The sequence below is a fragment of the Methylobacterium gossipiicola genome, assembly GCF_900113485.1.
GTDB classification, from domain to species: Bacteria; Pseudomonadota; Alphaproteobacteria; order Rhizobiales; family Beijerinckiaceae; genus Methylobacterium; species Methylobacterium gossipiicola.
Genome location: NZ_FOPM01000007.1, coordinates 1 through 24,069 on the forward strand (window position 1 = coordinate 1; position 24,069 = coordinate 24,069).

The following is a 24,069-nucleotide window of genomic DNA, read 5'->3' on the forward strand; positions in this document are numbered from 1 at the left end:
GTCATGGCCGACCGGGAGCGGGCCGGTCGCGCGGCCTCTCCGATGGCGGCCGTGCTCGACAGCCAGAGCGTGAAGACCACCGAGAGTGGCGGGCCGCGCGGCGACGACGCTGGAAAGACGGTCAAGGGCCGCAAGCGCCGGGCCCTGGTCGATACGGACGGGCGCGCCCTCGTGCTCGATCCGCAGGCCGCCGACATCCAGGATCGCGATGGGGCCGGACCGGTGCTGCGCCCGTCGCGGCGAACGCTTCCGTTCATCGTCAAGGTCTTCGCCGATGCGGACCACGCTGGCGACAGACCCGCGACCGCCACGAGCATCACCGTCGCGATCGTGCGTAAACCCGAGGATCAAGTTGGCTTTGCCGTGCATCCGCGTCGATGGGGGGGGGAACGCTTTTTCGGATGGATCCGCCGCAACCGACGCCCCTGGAAGGACCCGGAGGCGACCCTCGCCTCCGCACAAGCCTTCCTCCACGCCGCAGCCGTCATGATCCTCGTTCGAAGGCTGGGGCGAAAAGCATGACTTATCGGACGGACTCTCAGCGCGATCAGCATCCAGGTACGCGCCTTCGCCATCAGGTCGCCACCCCCGGCTTAAGGTTCGGACGCGATCACGCAGTCGGTGATCGCGCGCGCGTCCGCTCCGCTCATCCCATTTTCCAACACGAAGCCGCTCAGCCGTTCGGAGAGACGTTTGGCGGTCGCCGTGCGGTCGGCTTTCGGATTGGTCTCGCTCATCCCTTCACCGGATGGGCCAGTAGGATCCCTGTCTGGATCATAATACGCTTTCATGCAGGTTTGTCGTTGAGAAGCCACGGGGCCTCACAGGCACTCATGAGTAGCTTATTCAGCGCAGACTAATAGTCATCGGCTCGCTAGCGATGCTTGCAAACTATTCCGAGCGTTGGTTACGTATTCGTTTGGATCATAAGCGTCTCGACGAAGAGCTTCCAGGGCGATTGCCATCGAGCCGAGCCCTATCGCGAAGACGCTATGTCTCAGATAGAGCGCAGTGAATTTTCGCCGCTCATACTTCAAGAATGTTTCAACATTCAGCAATGCGTCATATATCAAGTTGGCGTCATGGAATGCAATGATACAGTCGGGCGTTACATGACCGAGTACTGCCATGAAATCACGAAAGCATGCGCGGTTGGTGTGCTCACCATCGATAAGGGCGAGATTGGCTTTTGCCGAAACAATTTCCGGAGATAGGTCAGAAACATCCAAATCAAACGTTCGCAGTTTGAGCATGCCCGATCGCGGAATGATTTTGCTTAATCCTTCCACCATGCGCGCAGTAGAGTTGCCTTCGTAATCAAAATCGAGGCCGCGTTCGTCTGGCTGGGAGGGTGGGCGCGGGTCCACAGAAATCACTGAACTACAACGAGGATCCAATAGATGCGGTACAAGCGTACCACCGAGATGAGAGCCAACTTCAAGATAGATATAGCGATCAAAATTGTTCCGGACAATATTTTGTATATCTAGAAAACTTGTACGATCACCGTCGGTCGATTGCGACTCAACCACAAAAACCTCTGGATCACTTCGCTCAATAAGTTCGATATGCCTCGTCATTTTCCTGTCTCCGTCGTCATCATACGAGAATTGAGTACAGTCGCCATTTAGACGCTAACCCTCGAACTGCTGGGTCTTCTTGAGGGCCTGCCGCTCGCGCTGAGCCTGGGCCTGCTTCTCGAGCTTGCCCTGCTGCTGGGTCTCGAGCGGGCCTCGCGCACGATATCGGCCAACCCGTGCCGGGCGACGTTAAAGGGCGAACGCCTCGTCCAGCAGCCCCTTCATCGAGATGCCCGACCGGTTCTTCGCAATCAGTTGCACATGCTTGAGCTTAAACTCCTCGACCTCCCCCGTCACCGCATCCACAAGAGTCCTGGGCAGAGACCCGCGCCAACCTTTTTGGCATTTCTGCCACACGGGGGGAACGGGGAGTTTGGACACAGGTGCCGAGGACGTGGACACAGTCTCGGCCTGTTCACACTGGGCTTTGGGCCTAACCTGTTCTCAGTGTTAGGAAAAATGGTGAGCGCGCTGGGGCTCGAACCCAGGACCTACAGATTAAAAGTCCGTTGCTCTACCAGCTGAGCTACGCGCTCGCGTCCGTGGCGGGGGCTTGTGGCCTGCATCCGCCGGGAAGCGAGGCTCGCAATAGGGGCTCGACGGGTGGGGGTCAACCGCGCCACATCGCCTTCATGTGGAACGATCGGTCGGGACGTGATGGGTGAGATGGCGCCGGAGGGGCGAGAGGCCGGGGCGTGGCGTCGGTTCGCGGCAATGTTCGGGGTGTCCGTGGTCGGGTTCGGCCTCGCGGCCATCGGGGTCGTGGCGCTGGCCGATCCCTATGGCCTGCGCGTCGGGCCGGGGCACCGACCCAGCCCCCTGATGGATGGCAACCAGCGCTTCATGTACCCGCAGGTCGCCCGCAGCGGTCTCTACGACGCGGCGGTGTTCGGCTCCTCCACGGCGCGCCTCCTCGATCCCGACGATCTCGAAGCGGTGTTCGGCGGGCGCTTCGCCAATCTCGCCATGAACGCCGCGACCCCGTTCGAGCAGGTGTCCCTCGCCCGCGTGTTCCTGCGCCACGCGACGCCCAAAACCGTGCTGTTCGGCCTCGATGCCAATTGGTGCGCCGCCGATGCCGATGTGAAGCGCCTCACCTTCCGGCCGTTCCCGACTTGGCTCTACGCCGAGGGCACGCCGTGGAATCTGCTGCGTCAGGTCAACGGCCAGAGCGTCGCCACCGCCGCGCGGGTGTGGCTGAATCGCTGGACCGGCCTGCCCGAGCGCCTGCGGGCGGATGGGTACGGCGTATTCACCCCGCCCGAGGCGCGCTACGACGCGGCGCGGGCCGCCGCCCATATCCATGGCGGCGGAGCCGCCCTGCCGGATGCGGCGACGGCCGATCCGCCCCTCGATCCCGTGGACGCGCCGATGCCGGCCCTCGCCTGGCTCGACGGGCTGCTCGGCGAGATGCCGGCGAAGACGCGGCGCCTCCTCGTCTTCATGCCCGTCCACGTGGCGGCGCAGGGCCTGCCCGGCACGGCCAAGGGCGCGCGCGAGGCCGCCTGCAAGGCGCGGGTGGCCGAGATCGGCGCCCGGCACGGCGCGCGCGTGGTGGATTTCCGCATCCCCTCCGCGGTCACCACCGAGGACACGAATTACTGGGACGCCCTGCACTACCGCCTGCCCATCGCCGGGCGTATCGTCACCGCCCTCGGCGCCGCCGTCGCTACGGGCCGGGACGATCCGCAGGGGTTCTACCGGGTGCTGACGCCGCGCTCCTGAATCCGGGATCCCGAAGGGGGCACCCCTTCGGCGGGTGTCGGGCAGAGCCCGACGGTCTCACAGGGCCAGACCTTGGTAGAATTTGCCTGGACCCGCGAAGGGCTTGCCCTTCGAAACCGATGTTAGGCGTTGCGTTCGGCTTCGGCCTTCGCCCAGGCGTCGCGGGTTTCGTCGCAGAAATCGGCGAGGCGGCCGGCCGCGATGGCGGCGCGCATCCCGGCCATGAGCTCCTGATAATAGGCGAGGTTGTTCCAGGTGAGCAGCATCATGCCCAGGATCTCGTCCGTGCGCACGAGGTGGTGGAGGTAGGCGCGGCTGTAATCCCGTGCCGCCGGGCAGGACGAGGCTTCGTCCAGCGGCCGCGTGTCCTCGCCGTGGCGGGCGTTGCGCAAATTGATGCGGCCGTGGCGGGTATAGGCGAGGCCGTGGCGCCCGGCCCGGGTCGGCATCACGCAATCGAACATGTCGATGCCGCGCGCCACCGAGCGCATGAGGTCGTCGGGGGTGCCGACGCCCATGAGGTAGCGCGGCTTGGCTTGCGGCAGGTGCGGCGCCACGGTCTCGATCATCGCCAGCATCACGTCCTGCGGCTCGCCGACCGCGAGGCCGCCGATGGCGTAGCCCTTGAGGTCGAGGTCCACGAGGGCACGGGCGCTCTCCACCCGCAGGGCCGGAACGTCGCCGCCCTGGACGATGCCGAACATCGCCTTGCCCGGCTGTTCGCCGAACTGGACCCGGCAGCGCTCGGCCCAGCGCAGGGACAGGCGCATGGCCTTCTCGATGGTGTCGTGGTCGGCGGGCAGGCGCACGCACTCGTCGAGCTGCATCTGGATGTCGGAGCCGAGCAGCCCCTGAATCTCGATGGAGCGCTCGGGGCTCATGTGGTGGGTCGAGCCGTCGACGTGGGAGCGGAAGGTGACGCCCTGCTCGTCGAGCTTTCGCAGCGCCGAGAGCGACATCACCTGGAAGCCGCCGGAATCCGTGAGGATGGGGTGCGGCCAGTTCATGAAGTGGTGGAGGCCGCCCAGCCGCGCCATGCGCTCGGGGCCGGGGCGCAGCATGAGGTGGTAGGTGTTGCCGAGCACCACGTCGGCGCCGAGGTCGCGCACCTGCCCCGGATACATCGCCTTCACGGTGGCGGCGGTGCCGACGGGCATGAAGGCCGGCGTGCGGATGACGCCGCGCGGCATGGAGATCGCCCCCGTGCGGGCGGTGCCGTCTGTGGCATCCACCCGGAAGGTGAAGTTTTGGGGGAAAGCGGCGGGGGCTGGCTCGGACATGACCGCTCCTTAGCACCGGAGCGGCGGGCTTGGCACCGACCAGCCTATCGCCCGGCCGGAAACAGCAGGCTCGAATCCCCGTACGAATAGAACCGGTAGCCGTGTTCGATGGCGTGCGCGTAGGCGGCCCGCATGGTCTCCAGCCCCGAGAAGGCCGAGACCAGCATGAACAGGGTCGAGCGCGGCAGGTGGAAGTTGGTCATGAGGGCATCGACGGCGCGGATCGGTGTGCCGGGGGTGATGAAGATTTCGGTGGGGCCGGAGAACGGATGCAGCCGGCCCTCCGCGTCGGCGGCGCTTTCGAGGAGGCGCAGGGCCGTGGTGCCCACCGCCACGACGCGTCCGCCCGCCGCCCGGACGCGATTGAGGGCGTCGGCCGTCTCGCCCGAGAGGTGGCCGATCTCCGCGTGCATGCGGTGGTCGTCGGTGTCGTCGGCCTTCACGGGCAGGAAGGTGCCGGCGCCGACGTGCAGGGTGACCCGGTGACGCTGGATTCCGGCGGCGTCGAGGTCGGCGAGAAGAGCTTCGGAGAAGTGCAGGCCCGCCGTCGGGGCGGCGACGGCCCCCGGCGCATCGGCATAGACCGTCTGGTAGTCGGTGGTGTCCCGGGCATCGGTCGGGCGCTTACCCGCGATGTAGGGCGGCAGGGGCAGGTCGCCGGTGGCCGCGATGGCCGCGTCGAGGTCCGGGCCGCTGAGGTCGAACGCTAGGGTGATCTCCCCGGCCTCGCCCTTCTCCACCAGGGTGGCGTCGAGGCCGCCGAGGTCGCACGGCTCGCCGGCGCCCTGGCGGCCGAACACGATCCGGTCGCCCGGTGCCAGGCGTTTGGCCGGCCGGGCGAAGGCCCGCCAGGTGTCCGGCGCCTCGCGCAGGTGCAGCATCGCCTCCATCCGCAGGCCCGGCGCGCCGGGACGGTGGCGCACGCCCTTCAGCCGGGCCGGAATCACGCGGGTGTCGTTGAACACCAGGGCGTCGCCGGGCCGCAGCAGACCGGGCAGATCGCGCACGGCCCGGTCGTCGAGGGCCTCCCCCGGCCGCACCACGAGGAGGCGGCCGGCATCGCGGGGGGTGGGGGGCCGCAGGGCGATGCTCGCCTCGGGCAGCTCGAAATCGAAGAGGTCGACGCGCATGGCGCGCCAACAGCACGGTTTTTCGTGTCCGATCAATGCCCCGGCGCGAAGGCCGGGAACCGGAGGGCGCCGTTCCGGTTGCCGCTTCACCCCGCCCGGACAGCCCGGGCGCCCCAGGAGAACGGTCCCGCATGGCCTGGTACGCGTTGAGCCCCCGCGATCCCGCCGATCCGCGCTGGCCCCTGCCCGAGAGCCCGAGCCTTACCTTGAAGGCCGACGATCCCCAGGACGCGCGCGACAAGTTCATGGCGGCCTATCCGAGCCGACCGTTCGGCACGCCGACCTCCCCCGTGCCGGATGCCGGGGAGGCCGGATTTCGCGGCGACCCCGACGCCCTCGTGGTGACGCCGACCGCCGAGCCGCCGAGCCCGCCCCGGACCTGAACCCCGCCCCGCCTCTCACTCGCGCACCTGGGAGCCGTGTCATGCCCTCGTCCGACCTGAAGCCCCGTCCGCCGCGTCGCCGGGTGACGCTCGATGCGCAGCTTCTGACCTACTGGGAGCGCGAGGCCACCCGCCTCGAGGCGCTGGCGGCCGCCGCGCGTTTCGGTTGGGTCGCGCGCGGCTATGCCCGCAAGGCCGAACGCGCCCGGGCACAGGCGGCCCGCAGCGCCGAGCGGGAGGCCGCCCGGGGGCAGGCGCCGGAGGGCGAGCCCGAGGAGACCGAGCAGGCGGCGTGATCCCGTCGCGTCGTCCCGCTTGAAATAGCCAAGGCTCAATCGTTCAGCGGCGGGTTCAACCTTTGCCGTGGCCTTGTGGGCGATGGGGGCGCTAAGGCCGGGGCCATCGGATCTCGGAACCCCCGCCATGGACCGCACACAGAAAGCCGCCCTCGCGAGCGCCGGGGTCGGCGCCCTCGTCACGGCCATCAAGTTTGCGGCCTTCGCCCTGACGGGCAGCCTCGCCCTCTACTCGGATGCCCTGGAGAGCATCATAAACGTGGCGGCGGCGGCCTTCGCGTTCGTGGCCCTGCGGGTGGCCGCCCGCCCGGCCGACGAGGACCACCCCTACGGCCACCACAAGGCCGAGTATTTCTCCGCCGTCATCGAAGGCGCGCTCATCATCGCGGCGGCGATGCTGATCCTGCGAGAAGCCTTCCACGGCATCCTCGATCCGAAACCCCTCGATGCGCCGATCATGGGTCTGGCGGTGAACGGCGTCGCCACTGTCATCAACGCCGCGTGGGCCCTCTACCTGTTGGGCCGTGCCAAGGCGTGGCGCTCGCCGGCCCTCGATGCCGATGCCCGGCACGTACTGGCCGACGTGGTGACCTCGGCGGGCGTCCTCGTCGGCCTCGGCCTCGTGCTGCTCACCGGGGCGGCGGTGCTCGATCCCATCATCGCGGGCCTCGTCGCGCTGAACATCCTGTGGTCGGGCTGGACCATGGTGCGTGATTCGGTGAGCGGGCTCCTCGACCGCGCCGCGCCGGCCGAGATGGTGAACCAGATCCGCGAACTCATCTCGATCCACGGGGCCGGCGCCCTCGAGGCGCACGACGTCCGCACCCGCCATGCCGGTCAGGCCACCTTCATCGATTTCCACCTCGTGGTGCCGGGCGAGATGACTGTGCGGGATTCCCACGAGATCTGCGACCGCCTCGAAGCGGCCATCGAGGGCGCCGTGGAGGGCGCCGTGGTGGTGATTCACGTGGAACCGGGCGAGCAGGCCAAGGGGCGCGGCGTGCCGGTGGTGTAGGGCGGACGGCTCGAAGGGTCCGCCGCGCGAGGCTCAACCCGACCGATTCGGCCCCGCAACCGGCCCGATCCGTTCCGCTGCGAACCGCTCCCGCAGCCAGGTCGCGGCCGGGCCGCAGGGCCGCTGCTTGTGCCAGACCAGTTCCAGGGCGATGGGCCAGTCGCCCTTGTCGAACTGCAGATCCGGCGTGACGAGGAAGGGGGCGGTGAGGGATGCGGCGATGACGTGATCGGTGACGAAGGCCCAGCCGATGCCGTGCTTCACCATCTCCAGAATCACCCAGTGGCTCTCCACCCACCACACCTCGGCGGCGACCCTCAGGCGGCGCTTCTCGGGGCCGTCGCCGCGCGCCGCCACGAGGATCTGGCGGTGGCGCTTCAGTTCCTCCCAGTCCACCCGCGCCTTCGCGAGGGGGTGATCGCGCCCGCAGACGAGCTTGAGCGGCACCCAGCCGATGGTCTGGAACCCGAGTTCCGTCGGCAGCACCTCCTGACGCCACATCACGCCGAGGTCGGCGGCCCCCGACTGCACCATGCGGCTGACGTCCTCCATGAGGGGGAACAGCAATTCCAGTTCCACGAACGGGAACGCCCGGGCGAAATCGGCGAAGAGGGCGCCGAGGGCGTGCTCGGGATAGAGTTCGTCGATGGCGACCACGAGGCGGTTCTCCACCCGGCGCTCCAGGCTGCTCGCCACGCCGATGAGGTGCTCGCGCCGGTCGAGGACCACGCGCGCCTCGAGGAGCAGCCGCGCCCCCGCCGGGGTGAGCACGGGGTTGCGGCCCGTGCGGTCGAACAACGCCACCCCGAGATCGGCTTCGAGGTTCGCGACCTGCGTACTGACGGCCGACTGCGCCTTTCGCAGCACCCGGGCCGCGCCGGAGAACGACCCCGCCTCGGCCGAGGCCACGAACGCCTGAAGCTGGTCGAGGGAGACGGCCATCTATCTGATATCCCGATACGTCCTAACTTGCCCCTCGGGGTATCGCAGATAGAACGCCGGAAACTCAAATTCCCCTTCCGGAGCTCATCATGCGCAGCACCCGCGACCGTATCCGCCACGCCCTCCTGTTCGAGGCGTTCGGCCTCCTGCTCATCATCCCGCTGGGCACCGTGCTGTTCGGCCTGCACGCTTCGGAAATGGGGGTGATCGGCGTCGGCAGCGCCCTGGCGGCGACGGCCTGGAACTACGTCTACAACCTCGGCTTCGACCGGGTGATGCAGCGGCGCCTCGGGCATACGCGCAAGAGCGTGCCCCTGCGAATGGCCCACGCCGTGCTGTTCGAGGCCGGGCTGCTGACGATCCTGCTGCCGCCCATCGCCTGGTACCTCGGCATCGGTCTGGCGCAAGCCTTCGTCATGGATCTCGCCATCGCGGCGTTCTACGTGGCCTACGCCTTCGTCTTCAACCTCGCCTACGACCGCGCCTTCCCGCTGCCGAGCTGGAGCGCCGTTTCGGCCCCGACCGCCTGATCCCCCATGCGGGTTGCTCCGAAGATCGCCTCGAACGCGGCCCGCAACTGCATGTCCACCTCCGGAAGGGTCACGAGCTGGCCGAGATCGACGAGGCTGGTGACGCCGTGGCCGGTGATGCCGCACGGCACGATGCCGGTGAAATGGCCGAGATCCGGTTCGACGTTGAGGCTGATGCCGTGGAAGCTCACCCAGCGCCGCACGCGGATGCCGATGGCGGCGATCTTGTCCTCGACGGGCTCGCCGTTCACCTGCCCCTTCTCCGGCCGCCGCACCCAGACGCCGACACGGTCCTCGCGCCGCTCGCCCCGGACGTTGAAGGCGTCCAGGGTGGCGATGATCCAGCCCTCCAGGGCGGCCACGTAGGCGCGCAGGTCCGTGCGCCGCCGCCCGAGGTCGAGCATCACGTAGGCCACCCGCTGGCCGGGGCCGTGATAGGTGTATTGCCCGCCCCGGCCCGTGCGGTGGACGGGAAACCGCCCCGGATCGACGAGATCCGCCGCGTTGGCCGAGGTGCCCGCCGTGTAGAGGGGCGGATGTTCCAGGAGCCACACGCATTCGTCGGCCCGCCCCGCCGCGATCTCGGCGGCCCGCGCCTCCATGGCGGCGACGGCCTCGTCGTAGGGCACGGGCGCGTCGCTGATCCGCCATTCGACGGGGGGCGACCCCGCCCGCGCGAAAAAGTCCCCCGTTGCGACGCCGAGGCGACGGCCGATTAGGGGTTCGTTTACCAAGATTTCACCATCGCGCATGACAGTCGGGTCCAGGGGGCGGATGCGATCGGCGCGATCCGCCCCATCGATGCAAGGAACGGATCGCGTGGCGGTTCTCGAAGATCTCAAGATCGATCTCTCGGTGGTGCTCGGGCGCCGCCACATGCCTCTCCACATCCTGCTCCGCATGGGGCGGGGTGCGGTGATCGAACTCGAGTCCACGGAGACCGATATGGTCGAGATCCTGGCCAACGACCACCCGATCGCCCGCGGCCAGATCGTGGTGACGGGAAGCCGGATCTCCATCGAGGTCACCGAGATGATCCAGAAGGAGTCGGTGATCCGCACGGCGGGCGCCACCATCGGCGAGGGCGCGGTCCCGATCCTCGAAGATGCGGAATTCGCCTAAAACCCGCTTGTCGCCCCCAAAACCTTCTGCTAATTGCTGCGCCGCGCCGGAAGAAACGGGCGCCGCGCTTCAGGGGGCGGCACCGGAACCAAGGTGACACAGATGCGGCCATGGCGGAATTGGTAGACGCGCTAGCTTGAGGTGCTAGTCCCGCGAGGGGTGGAGGTTCGAGTCCTCTTGGCCGCACCAACTCTTTTGATCTTGAACGTCAAAGAGTTGGTGCATTACAACGGGTTACGGGTAGCCGCGCTCTCACACAGCGGTACCCCACATGGCCCTCATGACAGCCCGACCTTGGAAAGACCCGAAGACAGGGGTCTATCATATCCGACAGCGCACTCCGCGTGACCTTTTGGTCCGCGTGAAGGGCCAGACGGTCTCTCTCCCAGTCGGTGATACGTTCGTCTCCGTGAAGGTCGGGGATGTCGTTCAGGCGTCCCTACGCACCAAGGAAGCTGCCGAAGCGCGTACCCGCCACGCGGTCGCTGACGGGGCTCTGAAGCGGTTCTGGGAGGCCCAGAAGGCTGGGCCGGTATCGCTCACCCAACGCCAGATCATTGCCCTTAGCGGGCTGGTTTACGCGGACCTGACGAAGGCTTGGAGCGACGAGCCTGGACCTTCAGAGGCGTGGAGTGGAATGCTGCGCCTTCATCAGCAGGCCCAAGCGGCTGGCAAGCTGGATCAGTGGGTTGGTCCTAATGTGGACGTGCTTCTCCTCAGGGAGGGGATCGTCACCGATGATGGCAGCCGGAAGCGCCTTATCGAGGCTGTGGACAGCGCGCTCGTGCAAGCCGCTTCGCTCATCAGCCGGAACGCTGAAGGGGATTACAGGCCCGATCCCGATGCCGCCCGGTTTCCCGCATGGCAGCCTCCAGGTCCCTCCCCTGCCCCGCGAATGGAGGCGGTGGGCGAAGTGGTCACGACTGCCGAGCTGTTTGAGCGGTGGGCGACCTACAGCGTCGATAAGAAGGCCGCGAACACCATCAAGCGATACCGAGGCAGCTTCCGGTCGCTTAGCGCGTTCATGAAGGACCGCGACGTTCGCACCTTGAGCGGTGACGACCTCTACGCATGGGCGGAGCACCGCCGCGATGTGGAAGGCGTGACGCCAAGGGCGATCAACAAGAACGACATGGTGGCTGCCAGCTCGGTTTTTGGATGGGCGGTGGATCGAGCCGGTAAGCAGCTCCTGCCCGCCAACCCAGTTACGGGCATCACGCTCGATGAGCCCAGGAAGGTGCCGAAGCGGGAGCGCACCTTCAGGGACGCCGAGATTGCCTCCATCCTTTCTGCCGCCTCCGCAGTGAAGGCTGATTCCCTCAACCCGACCTTCGCGGCAGCTCGTCGCTGGTGCCCCTGGCTCGCGGCCTACTCAGGTGCCCGTATCGCGGAACTGACCCACTTGGAGGCGAGAGACATCAGGACCGAATCAGGCACTGTGGTGATGAACCTGAGGGTCACGAAGACGGGGGAACCTCGCACGGTGCCATTGCACCCTCACCTTCTGGAACTGGGCTTCTTGGCCTTCGTGGAGGCTTCTGGGAGTGGTCCCTTGTTCTACGATCCCAAGAGGCACGGCAAGGCGTCGTCAACGTCCCCTGCGGAGCTACGCGGGCACAAGGTGGGCAAGTGGGTTCGTGAGGTCGTGAAGCTCGATCCTGATGTCGATCCGAACCACGGATGGCGTCACACGTGGAAGACCCGAGCCCTTGGCGCTGGGATTGAGGAGCGGTTGAGGGATGCCATAACGGGGCATCGTGTGGCTTCGGTGGGCCGTAGATATGAGGCCCCTTCGCTCGTCATGCTCACTGAGGCAATGAAGCGATTTCCTCGTTACAGCTTCTGAGTTGCCGATTGAACGTGCTGCCTCCTGGGGCTGGAGGTCGGTCGGGCTCACCGGAAAGACCCGTCCCACGCATGGAGGCACCGCTTCAAGACCCTCGCACGGGCCGCAAGCATCAACGACAGCGTTGCGGATGCCATCGTGGGTCATGCCCCGGACAGTGTTGCGAAGGCGTACGGCACCGTCACTCTCGCTACGATGAAGGAGGCGCTGGATCGCATCCCGGTCTCTGCCTATGGGCAGAGAAACCCCTAGCTGCGAGGGTTTCTTCGGTATCCTACCAATTGATCAGGAATGGTGACCTCAGGGTTCACCCCCATGTGTCGCTGTACATAATCTAAATGCCCGTCAGAAAATCCAAATACCAACTTCTTCGCCCGCCTTACAACCTGTTCATTGACGAACCTTGCGAGCGATGAAGGGTCCATCGTATTTAGCGTCAACTGGATGGCTTCGCTGTTGACCGCGAAGAATATCTTCTTTGGACCAACTGGCAGCAGAATGTGGCTATCTGGATGTTGTAGTCCGTAGGCCCAGACTACTGGACGATCCGAAGTTAGGAGGGCTGGTGCGTGGAATGGGAGCGACACCATTCCCCACCTCATGTTGATAAGGTGGCTTCCGATTTTTGGGCTGTTTGATGTTGACGCTAGGAGGCGCATGGCGTGCTGAACGAGAGCGGGCCGAGTTCTTTCAGCAGACATCGCTTCGCGTAGAGTGCGTGGATCGTTAGGCAGCCGCCTACGTCTGTACGCTCTTTCTGCATCGGGAGACGTTTCGAGGTAGTCGTGTGCAAGGCGCCCCTTGATGGCGGAGACATTCTCAGGATGCCGGAAGATCAGGGAGAGGATAAACCTTCCCCATGCTGACCTCTCGGTAGCTGAGAAGTTGCGTCCACCGGCTTCCATCTTTTCAAGAACAGTCGCGGCCTTGGTGTCGACTGGCCTGAAAAACGCAGTCTCGAAATAGTGGGAGAGATGTTCTGGTACGCCTTCAATGGCGTAGAGCTTATCCATAAAGCCCGTCTCGCGCGGATACCTGCGCTGCGGCTTCACAGATGGGCCGTAGGGCTTACTGAACTCGATGAGTTGCCCTTTGCTGTTGGCCCAACGCTTCAGGTAGAACTCTGGTATGTAGTGGTGCCGCCACGCGACCTGTGTCTCACCCATCCAAAGAGCTTACTCGTACTAAAGGCGCCCTGCCAAGTTCGTATTTAGCGAGCTCGTTCAGCTTCCCCGCTAGCGATCTCGTCCACGCGCTCGTTCAGCTCGTGCCCAGCGTGCCCCTTCACCCACACCCACTCAACGCTCTCGTGACGCGCTACGGCCATCTCCAGTGCCTGCCATAGCTCCTTGTTCGCCACTGGCTTTCCCCCGGCTGCCTTCCAGCCCTTTGCCTTCCACCCTGGAAGCCATTCGGTCACGCCTTTGATGACGTACTGACTGTCTCCCAGCATGGTGACCACGGCACCGGGGCTGAGGGCTCCCAGGCCCGCGATGGCCGCTGTTAGCTCCATCCGGTTGTTCGTGGTGTTGGCCTCACAGCCCTTTACGACCTTCTCAGCGCCCGTGCGGGTGTTCACGAGGATGGCCCCGTAACCGCCCCGTCCAGGGTTGCCCTTACAGGCCCCGTCAAAGGCGATGGTGATCTCGCGTGGTGTGCTCTTGGTGATCTCGTCTGTCATGTTTCGTGATCCTATTCTGAAACGAAAAAGGGAGGAGCCCTTGCGAGCCCCTCCCGGTTGGTCGTGTGTGATGCGCCCTCCCCCGGTTACTTGGCCGGGAGGAGCGATGATGTGGCGTTGATCGTCTGAATCATCAGCGGGTAGTTGTGCAGCACGTTCAGCGCCCTGGAGAGGTTGCGAACGTCTCCGCTGACCAGCTTGCCGCCCTCGTGGAAGGAGCCGGTGACCCCACCGATCCCCTTCATGAAGTCGTCCACCAGCCCGGCAGTGGGATTGGCAAGCAAGCCTGCTGAAGGCTGCTGAGTGCTCCTCGTGTTGAACCACGGGTCGAACCCCGCGATCCCCGCTCCGAAATCAAACGCACCCGGAATGAGCGACGAAGCGCCCGCTCTCTGGAAACCTGCCATGGCGATCTTAGCGTCACTCAGGCGGTCGCTTACCGCCTTCTTCCGGTCCTCCTCAGACAACCCTATGAGGCTCAGGTTGGTCTGAACGGTGTACGCCATCGCCCCAAACAGCATCGAAGCCATGAAACCAAAGAGGTCGTTCAGCTCGTGATTATGGACCGCTGAGAGCGTCTGTTTGGACCAAGCACCAATCGTGAAGTTCCTGAACTGGAACAGTAGCTTCGCCATCGGGGAACCCAACATGGCGTTCATCTGGCCCAGATCGTTCTGTTGAATGGTCCTACGGGTCCATGTGGTGATCGCGTGCTCGAAGGCAGAGCGAACCTGGGGCTCCCACTTCTCCAAACCGAGGATTTCGACCTTACGCCCGTTCTCCCCTTCGATGGTCGAGTTGTGCGTCTTGATCTCCTTCAGCACCCGCTTCTGCATGTCGTCATCCAGCCCGATCAGCCGCATACGCTTCTCGGAGAGGGCACCGTCTTCCAAGGCAGCAGCACGAAACTTCGAGACCGCTGCCTTCATCGCCCACCGCTCTTGGAACGTGGTGAGGGGCGCTAGGGAGACCATGGAGGTGTACCGGGATGCCTTCGAGGTGATCTGCTCGGCACGGTCGAGAAAGCCTCCTGCCCGCTTCGAGGCCCCATCGTTCATGGCAGAGGCCACCTGGGAACCTTGCCACGTCATGCCAGAGCCACGGAGGTGGTCCGTTCCGGACGTGAAGGCGTACTCCCAGTCCTCCAACTCGTCCCGAAGGAGCTTGCCGGTACGGGCATCACGCATGAAGTCGCGGAAGGTGGGGATGGTCTGGAGCATGTGCTTCACACCGAACTCACCCAGGATGCGCCCGAACTCGGCCACTGAGGACCAACCAGCCTGGGACATCAGGCGCACGAAGTTGACCTTCTGGATCACTCTCATGGCCTGACCGAGTTGCGTACGGTCGAAGTTGTGGGGAACACCTCGGATTGCGTCGAAGGCAAACCGAAGGTCGGCTAGCTCCGTCTCAATCCGCTTTCCACCGTCTTCGGGTCGGAACTCCTTGTCGAGTGCCCGTGCTTGAGCCTCCAGCTTCTGCCAGTCGCCCTCAGAGTGAACACCGTCCACGAGGTACTTCGGGCCATCACCGTCAGGGTGCCACTTCGGGTTCTCAATGCGGAGCTGTGCCATGGCGACAGCGCCAGACATCTGCTTATTGTAGGCGTGGACGATGGAATGCATGTTGTCCTCCCAGAGGTCGGCGATAGCCACCTCACGAGGCCCGTTGCGTCCCTCCAAGGTCATCTTGAAGTTCTCGTCCATGACCGTACGGCGCTTCTGACGGCTCGTCATGGACTTCCCGTCACCAGCCTTCTGCTCAAGTTGGTAGAGGGCTTGGTTTACCTCCACCTCATCGAGCCCATAACGCACCAGATCAGCCCTCAGAGCTTCCACATCGGAGCCTGACAGGGCCTTCATGGTGGACAGCTCCTGGCCTGCATCCACCTTCGCGAGGCGGTCGTAGTAGTAGGAGCCCAGCTTGGCTGCGAACTTCGGGTCGAGGTCAGGGTTCTTTCGCTCGATGGCCGTGCCGAGAAGGCGGCGCAGCTCGTTGCCGTGCTCCATGTTCAGCTCGTTGAAGCGGCCCCAATTGGTGTACCGAGGGAGGTAGTTCGGGTTATCAGCCCAGTCCTCAGCTCCCGGTAAGGGGCGCATAGTCTCGCCACGCTCCTTACCAGGGTTCCTGGCCAGCTCACGCCAGTGTTCGGCCTGCTTCTGCCAGCTTGATGCCATCTGCTGCACAGCCGGGTCCACCTGGGTCAGGGGATCGGTGTTTCGGACGGCGTAGCTGATCTCACGCTGGAACTCGACTTCCTTGCCAGCCTGCCAATCGTACCACGAGATGTTGTTTCGCTTCCTGTAGTCAGCGGTAGCGGCCTCGTACTCACGCGACCAGACGGTGTTAGCGCGCTCCTCAAGCTGCCGTGCCTGGGCCTCTACGGGGATGGAGACGGCCTTCGAGGTGTTCTTGTTGCCGATGGTATCCTGCACGAGGTTGTCCGTCAGGGACGCCACCAGGGGGTTCGGAGAGTTCTTGTGGCGGGCCATATCGAACCGCAGGGGGTTCACCAGGGCGTCACCGGAAGCCTCCGTCTTCAGCAGGGACAGCTCATAGGTGTCGGAGCGGACAGGATCACGAGCCCAAGGCACCGCAGCGGCACCAGCGGACTTGTTGCTGAAGGCCGTACCGCTCTCCAGCTCGGTACGGAGCCCATGCAGGGACTTCACGGCCTGCTCGGCAGTCTCCTCGACGTGGGTTCCCTTCCAGGCGCTTCGGTTGAGAGCCAGGTATCCCGCAGTGCCCATTACACCAGCCCAGAGCGCCTCTTGGGTCTCGTAGCCGGGGCGGTCGACCATTGCCGGGGTTTCGGAGGCCAGGGCACCGATAGCGCCATCAGCAGCAGCGGCACCCAGACGAGCCATTCGGCTGCCCTGGACGAGGGCACCAACGGGGGCGATAGCGGACAATGCGAGCCCCGCAGGGTCAGCCATGCCGGTCGCCAGACGGATCAGTATACCGCCACGGGTCGCAGCCAGCCTGCTCTCCCGTTCAGCGTCCCCTTGAGCCTGCCTAATGCGGAAGTCCAAGTCCTGCTCGGACATCGCCTTCGACAGGTAGGGCAGATAGCGTGCGTCCAGGGCCTTCACGTCCTCGTTCTTAGGCACCGAGGCGGGATCGAAGCCGGGGTCATAGACGGCCTTGTTGTTGGACTTTAGGGCATTGGCGATCATCCAGTCCTGGGTGGCTGACGCCTGGGCAGCCTGGACGAGGGAGTACGCCTTGTTCTCCTCAGCCTTCACCCGCTGACGGTCATCTTCACGGGTGAACGGGATGCGCTGAGAGGTGCTGACAGGGTCGCTGGTCATGCCCATTCGGGCGATCTTGGAGGCACGCGCGTCCAGGGCCTCAATGTGCCACGGCTCGTGGCTCATGGGGAACCCAAGGCCGTATTTGGATGCGTTGGCGTGGAGCCACTCCTTCACAGCCGGGTCGCCGTTCATGTTCAGATCGGCAGCACGTCCGTGGTTGTGCATGGAGTTGCCGGGAGGAGCAACCCACTTCCGTGCAGCCTCCTCCGAGCCGTACTTCTTCACCGCCGCCGCAAACAGCTCGGCCTGACGCTCCGGGGAACGGAAGCCAGAGTTGATCTGGAACTTGGCCCGAAGGTTCTCGGGCATGTCAGCGACCATGTTCGCCAAGCGGGACTTCAAGTCCCAGTCCATCTTATCGAGGTGCTCGGCATCGTGACCGGGAGCCAGGAAGGGCTTGAGGTCGATGCGGGGCTTCGGGTGAGCCCCCTCCTCGCCCATCGTGCCACCCGCCCAGGCGTAGAGGTCCCCGACAGTGCGGACCTTCTTGAAGATGCCGGGATTGGAGGCGATGGCTGACGTGTCGAGGACGCGATCCACTGGGGTGTCAGGGGACGCCTTGAGGATCATGGCCCCGCCCGTGGGACCGAAGACCCACCCGAGCTTGCTCTCAGCGGCGGTAGGCGCTCGCCCAACCACCCTGGTCAGGTTCTCGTTGATCTCCTTCATGTAGAAGGGAGCCACACGGGCTTGCTGGATGGGGTCCATACGGTTGGTGAGACCGAGCTGGGGATAGCGAGCCGAGAGGTCGTTCCAAGTTCCGTCGATGATCTGGAACAGGCCACCAGCCGTGGAGGTACGGGCACGAGCGTTCGTGTTGTTGCCACTCTCCGTGGTCGCAACACGGCGCATGAGGTTCACGTCCACACCCGCTGAGGCAGATGAACGCTCCAGTTCAGGCTCCCATGGACCGTTCGATACCGGGGCCACGATAGGCTGCGTGATGCGAGGCGGCTGGATGCCCGTAGGAGCCTCAGGAGCGGGCATCGGGGCAGGAGGCTGAGCGAGTACCGGAGCGGGCTTGGTGCCTGTCTGTGGGGCTTCTGGGGCTTCTGAAGGGGCCTTTACGGTCTGCTCCGGGAGAGTGACGGGCGCAGGCACGGGTGTGCCATCGCTCTCGCCCTGTGACGGGACGGGATCGTTCATGTGATTCTCTTGGTAATGGTGGGATGGGAGGTGCCCGGCTACGAGGTCAGGGCGATGGGCGGCGAACTAAGCGCCGAACGTCGTTGGAGGGCCGTGCTGGAGCACCGCCTTGGCCTTCTCGGTCTTCGAGAGGATGCAGACGAGGAGGGCTTGCTGGCGATTGAGGTAGAAGGCCGTTCCGGGGCGTCCGCCCTTAGGGCCGGTTTCCGTGCGCCGAACGGAAACCTCGCCGAAGGCTTCCAACTCGTCCAGATGACCCTTGATGAGGTCACGGATTTGGTGGGGATCGGTCATCCCAAGCTGTGCCGCCTGGGACGACCCCCACCGCCATTGTCATGCTTCAGATTGGTGGGGCGAAGGTTCATGCTGTTGCCATCGCGATAACGGACCACGGTGCGCTCAAAGTCACCGGCCACGAGGCGAGCAACGTAGATATTCCTCTGGGTACGGGGAGGACGGATGCGGACAAAGATACGTCCCTCGGAGTTATGGGTAACTCCCCAGCGACCGTCAGGGTGCAGGGCGTCGATGCGCTCGAAGTCGGAACGGTAGAGCCAAGCGGTGCGACCAAGGGCGAGACTGACCCCGATGAGGGCCACTCCGCTGGGATCGGTGGCGTGGAAGATGGTGTTGCGTGCCATGAGGGTGGGCTTTCAGGTTCGCCCATGCGGCATCGAGCCGGCCCGAGGGTTCAGGTCAGTGACGGTAGGGCAGTGATTGGAATGGAGGCCGTGCGCTGTGGTGCTCACAGACGGCCATGAAGGCGCTTCGGCTAGGTAGGTGCCGAGAAGTCGATAGAGGGCGCTGGCGGGTGCTTGAAGGCGATTGCAGCGCCTATTGGTAGCGCGAGTAACAGCGCCAGCGGTGGAGAGTAGATGCCGTTATCGGGACATTACAAAAAACAAACGACACCGCTTGGATTGGACCAGGGGTGTCGCGATGGTGGGATAGACGGGTGCTGAAAGGGACATTGTAAAAGCTATAGGACGCCCCGACTGAAGCGGCTGGGCGAAACCTTCACGCGGCCCGCTTGGCTACCTTTGCGATGGTCGCACGACTGCATCCGGTGGCAGCCTGTATCTGAGACCATGACACGCCCTTGGCGAGGAGGTCAGCGATACCAGCATTGCGCTCCTTGTCCTCAGGACGGCCCTTGTAGACACCCGCTTCCTTCGCCTTGAGCTGGCCTTCGGTCTGCCGTCTGCGGCGATCCTCGTAGTCCTTGCGAGCTACGGCAGCGAGCATGTCGAGCATCATGCTGTTGATGGCCGCAAACATGCGCCCTGTGAACTCATCAGGGTTGGTGGTCGCCATCATCCACGAGGTGGGGAGGTCCAGCGCCACAACGCGGATCGACCGAGCTGCAATCTCAACCTTCAGCTTCTCCCAGTCAGCGGAGGTCAGCCGAGATAGCCGATCAACCTGTTCGACCAAGAGCATGTCGCCTGGACGGGCATCCTTCAGGAGCCTGAACAGCTCTGGACGTGCCAGCTTCGAGCCGCTCTCGTTCTCCACATACCAAGCCGCGATGGTGAGACCACGTTCGGCCGCGAAGGCATCGAGCTGCCCTCTGGCACGCTCTGCATCCTGTTCGGTGGTGCTGGCACGAAGGTAGGCCCTGACGAACATCGAAAAACCCATCCGGTCTGATTTGGATAGTTCACACTACCTCAGTCTGTTTTGGTTCGTCAAGTTGGATTGGTGAACCATACTTGAGGGTGCGTTGAACCAGTCTGCCAGGAGCACACCCAAACTGAACCACGTTGATGAGGTCGCTCGGCTCGAAGTTGGTCTGCGGCCCCGCCGTACCTACGACCCGGAGCGGTAGGGAGACCACACCATCCCTGCCTGTTGAGCGAGCCTTACCGCGCCAACTCGCGCCTGTGGTTGCCGCTCTGTGGGCGCTCACGCATCGTTAGGCGCGATGATCGCGGGCGTTACCGCACGACAACAGGCGCGAGGGGTGCCGAGGGGGAAACTGGCAACCTCGAAAATGTCGATGCCCCCTCACATTTTTCCGACGAATATTCGGGCTCCTTCAGGTGCACCTTCAGTACCGGCTATGGCTCCCCCACACCTTCGGAGAAGTGCCACGGTATCCGTTCACCACGGCAGACAGGAGGAACATGGCGATGGCCAGGATGATGAAGTTCTTCCACGTCCACACTGTGAGGTCTCCCTGATGGTGGTGGTTCCAGACAGGAACCTCCGACCACGATAAACGAAAACCTTAAGGAGCCACTTAAGGTCTCCTAGACAACACCTTAAAGGTGAATACCATAATCATCATACCCTTAAGGGTACTGTCTATAACCTTGTCTCCGACAGTTTATGACAACTGTCCATCTGCATCGCGGTTGCGGGGACCATCACCTCCCGTCCGGCCTCATGCCACCCGTGAGGGGTCGCTTCTGTCGGTCGTCGCTATCGTGAGCGGCGGTCCTTCAGGCGGGCTGAGGTGCCCGTCTCTATTAGCCTGTGTGCGGGGCAATGTGCTGTGAGGGGGTATTCATGCAGGAAATCAATGAGTTAGACGATCCTGCCTTGACCCCGTGTAGCCCATGACCAACAGCGTGAAGCCGTCTCGGCTCATGTCGAAGGAGCGGACCTTACGGTTGGCCTTGGGGCAGAAGGCGCTAACCTCTTGAAACATAAGGCTATCCAAATTTGGATGGCCGGCTTTTCGTAACGTGTCGATATCTCGGAGGACGTGGTGGTGCTTCCTGTCGAAGTCGGCAGCCACATCACAACTGTTGGCGTTGGCCCCGCGCTGGCCGTTTCGGTCATCTCCGGGGAGCCTCGCGTCCTCGATACGGACCTCGCTAGAGGCGTTCGGGGCATGCACGGGGCGAGTGCATGGACATCCCACCCGTGGCGAGCTTCTCCTCGCCTTGGATGTAGCCGCCCGTCCTTACGGATCGCGGGGAGGACGGTACCGGTGACCCAGTTCTGGAACTCACGGGCCTTCGGGTTGGCCTTTTGAGCACGCATGATGAGGTCGTAAAGGCCGCTCTCGGAGATGATGTTCACCGCCTTCGGGTGACCTAAGAACTTCTTAGCCTGCTGAAAGGGGTCGATGGAGCGCAGGCCCATCTCAGTGACGGTTTCCCTTGTCCTGTGCCCTGACGAGTTCAAACGCATCTCTGCGATACCCATCAATCTCCTTCAGGCTGGTGCGGAACACGAGAGGGAAGCGCGGAAAGAAGGCACCGGCGGGCTTCCAATGTATCCAGACCCAGAAACGCTTCTCTAACTCAGGTTTACCCCGCTCGTGATCGTACATGAGTTCCAAGCTCCGGCTCTTACCTGAAGGTACGACTGCCTCGCCACGGGTGTTCGTTTGTGATGCGATTAAACCGTAGAACGATGCGTGGTAGTTCACGCCAATGAAATCGGGGAAGCTTTGATGGACATCTCGGATCACGATGTCACGGCGACTTTCATTGGTGATCTTGATGAGCGCGGTGGTGTTCATGCGGTAGTCGGAAAGAACCCACGAACCGCTTTCATCTACCACTGCGATGGGATGAGCCCATGGCCGATTACGGAACAGCCGATCCCAGATTGTGAAGATCGCTGTTCCGATACCAAGGAAGCCGCCAACGAGCTTGATACCTTCCACAAACCCGCTGTCTAGCATTTGATAGTTTCTCCCGAGGCACCAAAAGCGTCTGGCCGACATTCGTAATCTGGCACGCGGTTCAGTCCAATGGGCCTCCAATCTGGGTGCCCATTTCCAGCGCCACCATAGCGACTGCCAACGGCCTCCAGTGCAGATTGGCCGGTCAGGTGGCTGAGACCACTTCACGGCCGCTGGTGAATGCCTTCACCATCCATGAGGACGGGCACAGCGCAATGTGCGTGCTGCCCAGGTAGAAGCACAGCGCACTGCCCTGCACCATATAGTCCGCCCACCAACGTCCTCGCACTACGGAGGAGGTCTCAGCCCAGAACTCGCCAAGCAGTGGCACTTTTACGAAACAACTACGGAACAGCTTCTCACACACGAAACCGAGGATTTGCATTGTCGTGGTCTCAGTCGCTTGCCGGGATTGGCGTGCCGCGAACAGTTCCGCTTATGGTGCGAAGTTCCCTCCAAGTCCACGCGGCCTGATGTCTAGTTGTCTTTGCGATCAGAAAGTGTTTCTATGGGCATAGCAACTATCCACCGGTGGGTTATATATCACCCAGAGTGTTTATCTCATTCATTAAGCTGCCCTGTCTAAATTGTAGCGATTGAGGATGCCCACTCCCTTGCGGAGGGCGCTAAAACCGAAACTCGTTCGCCTGTCTGGATGGACACCAGATCAGACACGAACTTACAGCCCTTCTTTGTGAGGAACGCCGCCTTCCTGCGGTACTCACGAGGGTCGTCAACGGCTTCAATCAAGCCGAGCCCTGGCATGTCTGAGCGGTGCCACTCACCAAGCGCCATTAGATTTCTCGATACGGAGCCTAGGGCGATACCAGAGGCGTCCATGAGTTCCTTCATGGTGATGCCAGGGTGCTGCGCTACTTCAAGCGTGATCTGGAGCGCCTGAGGAGACATCAGGTCAATCCACTTGCCGTCTGGGCGCTTGATGTTTCCCGTAAGCCGCGCGTGACGGATAATCCTGATGAGCTTTGCGACTTCAGACGATGGGATTTGGTGGTCCACGAAGGTGCAACTATGGATTTGGAGGGATCGGACAAATCCATCTGTCGCAACCACTCCCAGCATCGTCAAGCATCGCTCTGGGATGAAATCGCTACTCACCTCTACTCCACGAGAATTTAGTCCCTGTGTTCATCGCAGCTGCCCAGCCGTAACTCGCTGATCTGCCTGCGCTGGGAGCCGCTCATTCGCGATCATCGTGAGCCGTGTGGCGGTAAGTGTGGCGCTGGTGAATGGTCGAAAAAATCATGGGAGGATCGCTCAGTTTACATCCAGCCGCGCTGTTTGGCTGACGACGGGCCAGCCGAAGGGCCTCGACATGCGTAGGTATGCGCGGTGCCTGCTGCGCCTCCAGCTCCTGCCAGCGGTCGATGATCGCGGCCCGAAGCTCGACGCTGTAGCCAGAGACGAGGATCAGACACTCGCGCTTGGGAAGGTTGAAGATCGGGTAGCTCTGCCCATTCTGAGGGTTCGTATAGGTGTCCTCAAAACTGAGGAGACCCCCTCCCCCATGGAGCGCAATCAACATCGCGCGTACGTCCCGCATCACGTTGTCATGACGCTTCCGGGTCTTTTCTGCGATCTCCCGGCTCGACATCGTGAGGTTGGCGGGAATGGTGGTCATCATGTTCATGTCCGGTGCTCCTTGAGGGGCTCCTTCCGAGCTGCTTCTTCACGCCTCCCACGTTCGGCCTGGACGAACGCCAGGGCAGCTTCGATGGGGTCTGCGAAGTTCGGGAGCGCGGGCTGAGCGGGAACGAGGGGCTGAAGCGTCCCTCTACGCCACGCCGTGAACACCTTCACCACTTCCACCTTGACCGCGTTCGCGCGTTCCGTGCGGCAGTGCATGGTGACGTAGAGGGCCTGTTCCTCGTTGAGGTAGAAGGCCGTGGTAGGCCGTCCTCCCTTCGGGCCAGGGTTTGCCTTCACCGCAGGCAAACTCCCGAACTGCTCCAACGTGGCCCGGTTCGGCTCGATGATGTTGGATCGGATCATGGCTGGCTTTGCCATACCAAGCGCCTTGGCGAGGTCCGTATCGAGAACCCGAGGCTCCCCTTCGACCTCATGGACCGTGAGGGCGAGAGACGGCATCAGGCTTCCGAGGTGGCATCGTCCAGGGCACCACGCACGTAGCCACGGGAGATAAGACGGCTCTGCGCTCGGGCTCGTTTATCAGCCTCCATGAGGTCCGCGAGGGCATCCGTGATTGCGATGCGAAGCGCCCACCCTTCGTTGCCCTCGGTGGTCACGAGGTAGGCTTGAGCGATGGCCTTGATGGGACAAGAGGCGGGTGGCTGGGTGTCGTCTCTCGGTGCCACGCGGTGATGCCCCTTCGATCCGCCGTGAGAACGGATAGGGAACGCTCCACAGGTCGATAGGTTCGGCCAAGGGTGGGAAGGAATGAATTAATGGCGCCCCGGCGAG

At 63.6% G+C, this 24,069-nt stretch carries 25 protein-coding genes, 2 tRNA genes and 2 pseudogenes; 9 read left to right on the forward strand and 20 right to left on the reverse strand.

What is annotated here, in order from left to right:
* Positions 1 to 522: transposase (locus BM249_RS07550; protein WP_143103704.1), on the forward strand; the 522-nt coding region annotated here is incomplete at its 5' end.
* 71 nt (positions 523 to 593) lie between these two features.
* On the opposite strand, the gene BM249_RS21605 is transcribed toward BM249_RS07550, so the two are convergent.
* The 3 genes from BM249_RS21605 to BM249_RS07555 form a co-directional block, all read right to left on the reverse strand.
* The gene (locus tag BM249_RS21605) at positions 594 to 737 is read right to left on the reverse strand and encodes a hypothetical protein (RefSeq protein ID WP_177232356.1); all 144 of its coding nucleotides are present in this window, start codon (positions 735 to 737) and stop codon (positions 594 to 596) included.
* A gap of 126 nt (positions 738 to 863) precedes the next feature.
* A complete protein-coding gene (locus BM249_RS21155) occupies positions 864 to 1,580 on the reverse strand; it encodes a class I SAM-dependent methyltransferase (RefSeq protein ID WP_143103705.1) in 717 nt (238 codons plus the stop codon).
* 460 nt (positions 1,581 to 2,040) lie between these two features.
* Positions 2,041 to 2,116, reverse strand: a tRNA-Lys gene (locus tag BM249_RS07555).
* Positions 2,117 to 2,237: 121 nt separating this feature from the next.
* Here BM249_RS07555 and BM249_RS07560 point away from each other — a divergent pair.
* A complete protein-coding gene (locus tag BM249_RS07560; RefSeq protein ID WP_425284807.1) occupies positions 2,238 to 3,305 on the forward strand; it encodes a hypothetical protein in 1,068 nt (355 codons plus the stop codon).
* Between the two features lie 122 nt (positions 3,306 to 3,427).
* Here the strand turns inward: BM249_RS07560 and tgt are convergent, their stop codons facing one another.
* Complete coding sequence (gene tgt, locus BM249_RS07565; RefSeq protein ID WP_091970540.1) at positions 3,428 to 4,585, reverse strand: tRNA guanosine(34) transglycosylase Tgt; 1,158 nt, start codon at positions 4,583 to 4,585, stop codon at positions 3,428 to 3,430.
* 44 nt (positions 4,586 to 4,629) lie between these two features.
* Positions 4,630 to 5,715 (reverse strand): tRNA preQ1(34) S-adenosylmethionine ribosyltransferase-isomerase QueA, encoded by a 1,086-nt coding sequence (queA, locus tag BM249_RS07570; RefSeq protein WP_091970542.1) that lies wholly within the window; start codon positions 5,713 to 5,715, stop codon positions 4,630 to 4,632.
* Positions 5,716 to 5,846: 131 nt separating this feature from the next.
* On the opposite strand from queA, the gene BM249_RS07575 reads away from it, so the two are divergent.
* The 3 genes from BM249_RS07575 (at position 5,847) to BM249_RS07585 (ending at position 7,409) form a co-directional block, all read left to right on the forward strand.
* Positions 5,847 to 6,098: a hypothetical protein gene (locus tag BM249_RS07575; RefSeq protein WP_091970544.1), complete on the forward strand. Its 252-nt coding sequence runs from the start codon at positions 5,847 to 5,849 to the stop codon at positions 6,096 to 6,098.
* Positions 6,099 to 6,139: 41 nt separating this feature from the next.
* Positions 6,140 to 6,394, forward strand: a complete 255-nt coding sequence (locus tag BM249_RS07580) for a hypothetical protein (RefSeq protein ID WP_091970545.1) — start codon at positions 6,140 to 6,142, stop codon at positions 6,392 to 6,394.
* Between the two features lie 127 nt (positions 6,395 to 6,521).
* The gene (locus tag BM249_RS07585) at positions 6,522 to 7,409 is read left to right on the forward strand and encodes a cation diffusion facilitator family transporter (protein WP_091970547.1); all 888 of its coding nucleotides are present in this window, start codon (positions 6,522 to 6,524) and stop codon (positions 7,407 to 7,409) included.
* A 33-nt stretch (positions 7,410 to 7,442) separates the two neighbouring features.
* Here BM249_RS07585 and BM249_RS07590 read toward each other — a convergent pair whose 3' ends face one another.
* Positions 7,443 to 8,351 (reverse strand): LysR family transcriptional regulator, encoded by a 909-nt coding sequence (locus BM249_RS07590; RefSeq protein WP_091970549.1) that lies wholly within the window; start codon positions 8,349 to 8,351, stop codon positions 7,443 to 7,445.
* Positions 8,352 to 8,440: 89 nt separating this feature from the next.
* Here BM249_RS07590 and BM249_RS07595 point away from each other — a divergent pair, with 89 nt between their 5' ends.
* The gene (locus BM249_RS07595) at positions 8,441 to 8,881 is read left to right on the forward strand and encodes a PACE efflux transporter (RefSeq protein ID WP_091970551.1); all 441 of its coding nucleotides are present in this window, start codon (positions 8,441 to 8,443) and stop codon (positions 8,879 to 8,881) included.
* Here the strand turns inward: BM249_RS07595 and lipB are convergent.
* The gene (gene lipB, locus BM249_RS07600; protein ID WP_425284803.1) at positions 8,824 to 9,615 is read right to left on the reverse strand and encodes a lipoyl(octanoyl) transferase LipB; all 792 of its coding nucleotides are present in this window, start codon (positions 9,613 to 9,615) and stop codon (positions 8,824 to 8,826) included. The genes BM249_RS07595 and lipB overlap by 58 nt on opposite strands.
* An 85-nt stretch (positions 9,616 to 9,700) precedes the next feature.
* Here lipB and BM249_RS07605 point away from each other — a divergent pair, with 85 nt between their 5' ends.
* The 3 genes from BM249_RS07605 (at position 9,701) to BM249_RS07615 (ending at position 11,849) form a co-directional block, all read left to right on the forward strand.
* Positions 9,701 to 10,003 (forward strand): FliM/FliN family flagellar motor switch protein, encoded by a 303-nt coding sequence (locus BM249_RS07605; RefSeq protein ID WP_091970554.1) that lies wholly within the window; start codon positions 9,701 to 9,703, stop codon positions 10,001 to 10,003.
* Positions 10,004 to 10,107: 104 nt separating this feature from the next.
* Positions 10,108 to 10,192, forward strand: a tRNA-Leu gene (locus tag BM249_RS07610).
* A gap of 82 nt (positions 10,193 to 10,274) precedes the next feature.
* Entirely contained in the window at positions 10,275 to 11,849 is a 1,575-nt protein-coding gene (locus tag BM249_RS07615) for a tyrosine-type recombinase/integrase (RefSeq protein WP_091970556.1), read from the forward strand.
* Between the two features lie 248 nt (positions 11,850 to 12,097).
* Here the strand turns inward: BM249_RS07615 and BM249_RS07620 are convergent, their stop codons facing one another.
* From BM249_RS07620 to BM249_RS07670, 13 genes and pseudogenes are all read right to left on the reverse strand, one after another.
* Positions 12,098 to 13,015: a DUF4238 domain-containing protein gene (locus BM249_RS07620; protein WP_091970559.1), complete on the reverse strand. Its 918-nt coding sequence runs from the start codon at positions 13,013 to 13,015 to the stop codon at positions 12,098 to 12,100.
* Positions 13,016 to 13,059: 44 nt separating this feature from the next.
* Positions 13,060 to 13,530 carry a ribonuclease HI gene (gene rnhA, locus BM249_RS07625; protein ID WP_091970561.1) on the reverse strand — a complete coding sequence of 157 codons (471 nt, stop codon included), beginning with the start codon at positions 13,528 to 13,530 and terminating at the stop codon, positions 13,060 to 13,062.
* A gap of 86 nt (positions 13,531 to 13,616) precedes the next feature.
* On the reverse strand, positions 13,617 to 17,990 hold the full coding sequence (locus tag BM249_RS07630) for a D-alanyl-D-alanine carboxypeptidase family protein (protein WP_091970563.1): 4,374 nt from the start codon (positions 17,988 to 17,990) through the stop codon (positions 13,617 to 13,619).
* 66 nt (positions 17,991 to 18,056) lie between these two features.
* On the reverse strand, positions 18,057 to 18,284 hold the full coding sequence (locus BM249_RS07635; protein ID WP_091970565.1) for a hypothetical protein: 228 nt from the start codon (positions 18,282 to 18,284) through the stop codon (positions 18,057 to 18,059).
* Positions 18,281 to 18,631 (reverse strand): hypothetical protein, encoded by a 351-nt coding sequence (locus BM249_RS21165; RefSeq protein ID WP_143103706.1) that lies wholly within the window; start codon positions 18,629 to 18,631, stop codon positions 18,281 to 18,283. Before BM249_RS21165 ends, BM249_RS07635 begins: the two co-directional genes overlap by 4 nt.
* A 376-nt stretch (positions 18,632 to 19,007) precedes the next feature.
* Positions 19,008 to 19,619: a recombinase family protein gene (locus BM249_RS07640; RefSeq protein WP_091970567.1), complete on the reverse strand. Its 612-nt coding sequence runs from the start codon at positions 19,617 to 19,619 to the stop codon at positions 19,008 to 19,010.
* An 892-nt stretch (positions 19,620 to 20,511) separates the two neighbouring features.
* Positions 20,512 to 20,859, reverse strand: a complete 348-nt coding sequence (locus BM249_RS22210) for a Rha family transcriptional regulator (RefSeq protein ID WP_091970569.1) — start codon at positions 20,857 to 20,859, stop codon at positions 20,512 to 20,514.
* Positions 20,846 to 21,014: pseudogene (locus tag BM249_RS22180) on the reverse strand (BRO-N domain-containing protein); the annotation flags it as partial. The pseudogene BM249_RS22180 and the gene BM249_RS22210, both read right to left, overlap by 14 nt.
* Before the next feature lie 70 nt (positions 21,015 to 21,084).
* Entirely contained in the window at positions 21,085 to 21,630 is a 546-nt protein-coding gene (locus BM249_RS21175) for a hypothetical protein (RefSeq protein WP_143103707.1), read from the reverse strand.
* 582 nt (positions 21,631 to 22,212) lie between these two features.
* Positions 22,213 to 22,710 carry a MarR family winged helix-turn-helix transcriptional regulator gene (locus BM249_RS21180; RefSeq protein ID WP_210186990.1) on the reverse strand — a complete coding sequence of 166 codons (498 nt, stop codon included), beginning with the start codon at positions 22,708 to 22,710 and terminating at the stop codon, positions 22,213 to 22,215.
* Positions 22,711 to 22,987: 277 nt separating this feature from the next.
* Positions 22,988 to 23,278: pseudogene (locus BM249_RS22215) on the reverse strand (Rha family transcriptional regulator); the annotation flags it as partial.
* Positions 23,275 to 23,736 (reverse strand): BRO-N domain-containing protein, encoded by a 462-nt coding sequence (locus BM249_RS07665; RefSeq protein ID WP_091970573.1) that lies wholly within the window; start codon positions 23,734 to 23,736, stop codon positions 23,275 to 23,277. The pseudogene BM249_RS22215 and the gene BM249_RS07665, both read right to left, overlap by 4 nt.
* Complete coding sequence (locus tag BM249_RS07670; protein WP_091970575.1) at positions 23,736 to 23,963, reverse strand: hypothetical protein; 228 nt, start codon at positions 23,961 to 23,963, stop codon at positions 23,736 to 23,738. Before BM249_RS07670 ends, BM249_RS07665 begins: the two co-directional genes overlap by 1 nt.
* Positions 23,964 to 24,069 lie beyond the last annotated feature (106 nt).

Coding starts and splice junctions, on each gene's coding strand:
- BM249_RS07640 (WP_091970567.1), bottom strand. CDS start 19,619: ATGTTCGTCAGGGCCTACCTTCGTGCCAGCACCACCGAACAGGATGCA.
- BM249_RS07590 (WP_091970549.1), bottom strand. CDS start 8,351: ATGGCCGTCTCCCTCGACCAGCTTCAGGCGTTCGTGGCCTCGGCCGAG.
- BM249_RS07630 (WP_091970563.1), bottom strand. CDS start 17,990: ATGAACGATCCCGTCCCGTCACAGGGCGAGAGCGATGGCACACCCGTG.
- queA (WP_091970542.1), bottom strand. CDS start 5,715: ATGCGCGTCGACCTCTTCGATTTCGAGCTGCCCGAGGCGAGCATCGCC.
- rnhA (WP_091970561.1), bottom strand. CDS start 13,530: ATGACAGACGAGATCACCAAGAGCACACCACGCGAGATCACCATCGCC.
- BM249_RS07575 (WP_091970544.1), top strand. CDS start 5,847: ATGGCCTGGTACGCGTTGAGCCCCCGCGATCCCGCCGATCCGCGCTGG.
- BM249_RS07595 (WP_091970551.1), top strand. CDS start 8,441: ATGCGCAGCACCCGCGACCGTATCCGCCACGCCCTCCTGTTCGAGGCG.
- BM249_RS07635 (WP_091970565.1), bottom strand. CDS start 18,284: ATGACCGATCCCCACCAAATCCGTGACCTCATCAAGGGTCATCTGGAC.
- BM249_RS07665 (WP_091970573.1), bottom strand. CDS start 23,736: ATGCCGTCTCTCGCCCTCACGGTCCATGAGGTCGAAGGGGAGCCTCGG.
- BM249_RS07585 (WP_091970547.1), top strand. CDS start 6,522: ATGGACCGCACACAGAAAGCCGCCCTCGCGAGCGCCGGGGTCGGCGCC.
- BM249_RS21175 (WP_143103707.1), bottom strand. CDS start 21,630: ATGCTAGACAGCGGGTTTGTGGAAGGTATCAAGCTCGTTGGCGGCTTC.
- tgt (WP_091970540.1), bottom strand. CDS start 4,585: ATGTCCGAGCCAGCCCCCGCCGCTTTCCCCCAAAACTTCACCTTCCGG.
- BM249_RS21155 (WP_143103705.1), bottom strand. CDS start 1,580: ATGACGAGGCATATCGAACTTATTGAGCGAAGTGATCCAGAGGTTTTT.
- BM249_RS07620 (WP_091970559.1), bottom strand. CDS start 13,015: ATGGGTGAGACACAGGTCGCGTGGCGGCACCACTACATACCAGAGTTC.
- BM249_RS07580 (WP_091970545.1), top strand. CDS start 6,140: ATGCCCTCGTCCGACCTGAAGCCCCGTCCGCCGCGTCGCCGGGTGACG.
- BM249_RS07560 (WP_425284807.1), top strand. CDS start 2,238: ATGGGTGAGATGGCGCCGGAGGGGCGAGAGGCCGGGGCGTGGCGTCGG.
- BM249_RS21165 (WP_143103706.1), bottom strand. CDS start 18,631: ATGGCACGCAACACCATCTTCCACGCCACCGATCCCAGCGGAGTGGCC.
- BM249_RS21180 (WP_210186990.1), bottom strand. CDS start 22,710: ATGCTGGGAGTGGTTGCGACAGATGGATTTGTCCGATCCCTCCAAATC.
- BM249_RS07615 (WP_091970556.1), top strand. CDS start 10,275: ATGGCCCTCATGACAGCCCGACCTTGGAAAGACCCGAAGACAGGGGTC.
- BM249_RS21605 (WP_177232356.1), bottom strand. CDS start 737: ATGAGCGAGACCAATCCGAAAGCCGACCGCACGGCGACCGCCAAACGT.